Annotated in this window: 2 protein-coding genes and 2 pseudogenes; 2 read left to right on the forward strand and 2 right to left on the reverse strand. The window is 57.7% G+C overall.

The annotated features are described in order from the left end of the window. Positions 1-8: 8 nt before the first annotated feature. Together NA637_RS24585 and NA637_RS24590 are read right to left on the reverse strand one after the other, a co-directional pair. Positions 9-296 (reverse strand): annotated as a pseudogene (locus NA637_RS24585) (ISNCY family transposase); the annotation flags it as partial. 91 nt (positions 297-387) lie between these two features. Further along, positions 388-1,527, reverse strand: a complete 1,140-nt coding sequence (locus NA637_RS24590) for a glutathione-independent formaldehyde dehydrogenase (RefSeq protein ID WP_256075148.1) — start codon at positions 1,525-1,527, stop codon at positions 388-390. A 213-nt stretch (positions 1,528-1,740) separates the two neighbouring features. Here NA637_RS24590 and NA637_RS24600 point away from each other — a divergent pair. Next, positions 1,741-1,850 (forward strand): annotated as a pseudogene (locus tag NA637_RS24600) (general stress protein); the annotation flags it as partial. Between the two features lie 77 nt (positions 1,851-1,927). Further along, positions 1,928-2,104: a DUF2795 domain-containing protein gene (locus NA637_RS24605; protein WP_256075149.1), complete on the forward strand. Its 177-nt coding sequence runs from the start codon at positions 1,928-1,930 to the stop codon at positions 2,102-2,104. Positions 2,105-2,601: the final 497 nt, after the last annotated feature.

Below are 2,601 nucleotides of genomic sequence, written 5' to 3' on the forward strand. Positions count from 1 at the left end.
CCTTTTCACTCCGAGATATTGCCTTCGACGCCGGCTCTGAAATGACGTAATGCATGAGAGGTTTTCGACTTCACGCCCATGGCAGTGAGCGATACGCCAACAGGCTTGTGAAACACCACATGCTTGAGCCCCCTGGCGCGTCCGGCCGCGACATTCGTCTGACTGGCGTAGCCGCCATCGGCGACCACGGAACGGGGCAGCTTGCCCAGGACAGACCGATGAAAATCCAGAACCGGAACAAACAGCGTCTTGTCACCGGGGTTGCCCTCTTCGATGGTTAACGCGGTGACAAAGCCCCCCGGCAGCAGATCATGGTTTTGTGTCCCCCAGCCGGCAAGGCAAAAAAAGACCGGCGATTTAGCCGGTCTTTTTTTGCTGACGACGGGTTCAAGCGCCCGGCTTGAGAACCACCTTGGTCCATCCATCAGCTCGGGAATCGAACTTCTCGTAGGCGCCGGGCGCTTCGTCCAGCTTCAAATGGTGGGAAACAATCTGCCCGGGGCTCGCCTTGCCGGTGTGTATCAGCTTGGCCAGGCGACGGTTATAGGCTTTGACATTGGCTTGGCCGGTACGAATCTGCTGCCCCTTGAACCAGAAGCTGCCGAAGTCGAACGCCATCTTACCTTCCTTGGCCAAGTCGTTTGGTGCGCCCGGATCTTGCGGCACAAACACGCCGACTACTCCAATACCGCCGGTGGGCCGGGTGCTCGCCACCAGATTATTCATCGTGAGAGAGTTGTCTTCATGGCCGTGTTTGCTGCAGCACTGGTAACCCACACATTCGCAGCCCCTGTCGGTACCCCGTCCATCGGTGAGATTCATGATCTGTTCGACAGCCGTATCGCCTACCGCGTTGATAGCTTTAGCGCCCATTTTTTCGGCCAGCGCCAGACGGTCGGGATGGGTATCGACGACAAACACTTCTGACGCCCCCTTGATGATCGCCGAATGGGCGGCCATCAGGCCCACAGGACCGGCGCCATAAATAGCAACGGTCTCGCCGGGCAGCAACCCGGCTAGCTCGGTGGCGTGCCAGCCTGTCGGGAAAATATCGGAAAGCATGACGTAATCGTCTTCCTTTTCCCGTCCGTCTTCGGGGAGTACCAGACAGTTGAAATCGGCGTAGGGCACGCGCAGCAGTTCAGCCTGTCCCCCGAGATACGGGCCCATTTCAGCGAAGCCGTAAGCGGCGCCAGCGCTACCGGGATTGGTAGTAAGACAGAACCCGGTAAGGCCTCTTTCGCAGTTCTCGCAAAAGCCACAGCCGATATTGAATGGCAGGCAAACGAAATCACCCACCTTGATCCGGTCTACTCCCCCGCCCACTTCGATAACCTCACCCATGTTTTCATGGCCGAACACCCGGCCGGCCTCGAAACTGGTGCGGCCTTCGTACATATGCAAATCGGAGCCGCAGATGTTGGTGCTGGTGATGCGCACCAGAACATCAGTGGGCTTTTCGATCTTTGCATCGGGAATGTCTTTGACACTGACGTCGTGCGGTCCATTGTAGATTACGGCTTTCATAGCGTTCCTCTCGTCTCGGATTGAGGCAGGAATCTGCCTGTCTCGATCTAGGCAATGAGGGAGAATCGGAGTTCGGGATCACCGACGAGTGGCATCGGCTGCTTCTAGACAACCAGATCAAGCTCGATCCAGGTGGGCGCGTGGTCGCTGGCCTTGGGCAGGTCACGTGGCCAGCGATCAACTCCGGCGTTGGCAAGCCTTGGAACCAGCGACAAAAAAGGTGGCCAGAATAGCGGTGGAAACTTCGCCAACGATCGTGAGAAGCTTCCGAAGCTGGCAAGGAAGGTGGCGAAAACAGCCACGGTGGCGGACACAACAGCTAAGCGATATTGAGCAGAACGACTTGGCGAGGGCGGGACTCTGACTTCCGCCCTCGCCTCTTTGGAAGAGGAGAATCGACATGACACGAGGTGCTGGCGGCGAATCACCTGCGAATGTAACGACGTATTTGAAGGGAATCGACTACCCAGCCAAAAAAGATCAACTAGTGCAACATGCACAACAGATGGATGCCCAGCAGCAACTGCAGCGTTTGCTGGCCGGCAGTAGGGAGAGCGAGATGGTGGAGTTTAAGTAGGCCAAGAACGGCTATGACTTCACCAAGCTTGGTAAATCCTTTTCCCGCCCTGAGTAACGAGGCCAATCTGAAGGGCTTGCACAGTGCCTGACTGGTGTTTGGTGTAAAGGGAAGTCGTAGCGGATGGCCGTTTCGGTACAGGGGCGGAAACCCCGGCCCACTTCGATATCGCTCAGCCCGGCCACGGCCTGAATGAGAATGGATTTGCCCGCACCGGTTTTGCCGATCAGCCAGAGCGTCGGCAGATGTTCTGCGCCATGCCGGAACGCAGCTCCAGGTCCGGTTTTTTCTCGGGGTTGAGCTTGCGGTATACGCGTTTGAAAAAACTCATGGCAAGTCCCGTCGCCTTGGCGCGCTCAATCCGGGACGTCATTCAGCGACCGAGGCTCCTGCTCGGCCAGGTTGTTGTGCTGGTGTCGAAAGGCTGAAAGCGCCTTGTAGGTGCTTAGCCGCGCTCGCATGATCGAGCCGAGCGGTCGGTGGGCGGCCAGGCTGTG

The organism is Stutzerimonas stutzeri, assembly GCF_024448935.1.
GTDB lineage: Bacteria > Pseudomonadota > Gammaproteobacteria > Pseudomonadales > Pseudomonadaceae > Stutzerimonas > Stutzerimonas stutzeri_AO.

What these genes read in the sequence shown, in the direction of transcription:
- NA637_RS24590 (WP_256075148.1), bottom strand. Translation starts at nt 1,527, where the DNA reads ATGAAAGCCGTAATCTACAATGGACCGCACGACGTCAGTGTCAAAGAC.
- NA637_RS24605 (WP_256075149.1), top strand. Translation starts at nt 1,928, where the DNA reads ATGACACGAGGTGCTGGCGGCGAATCACCTGCGAATGTAACGACGTAT.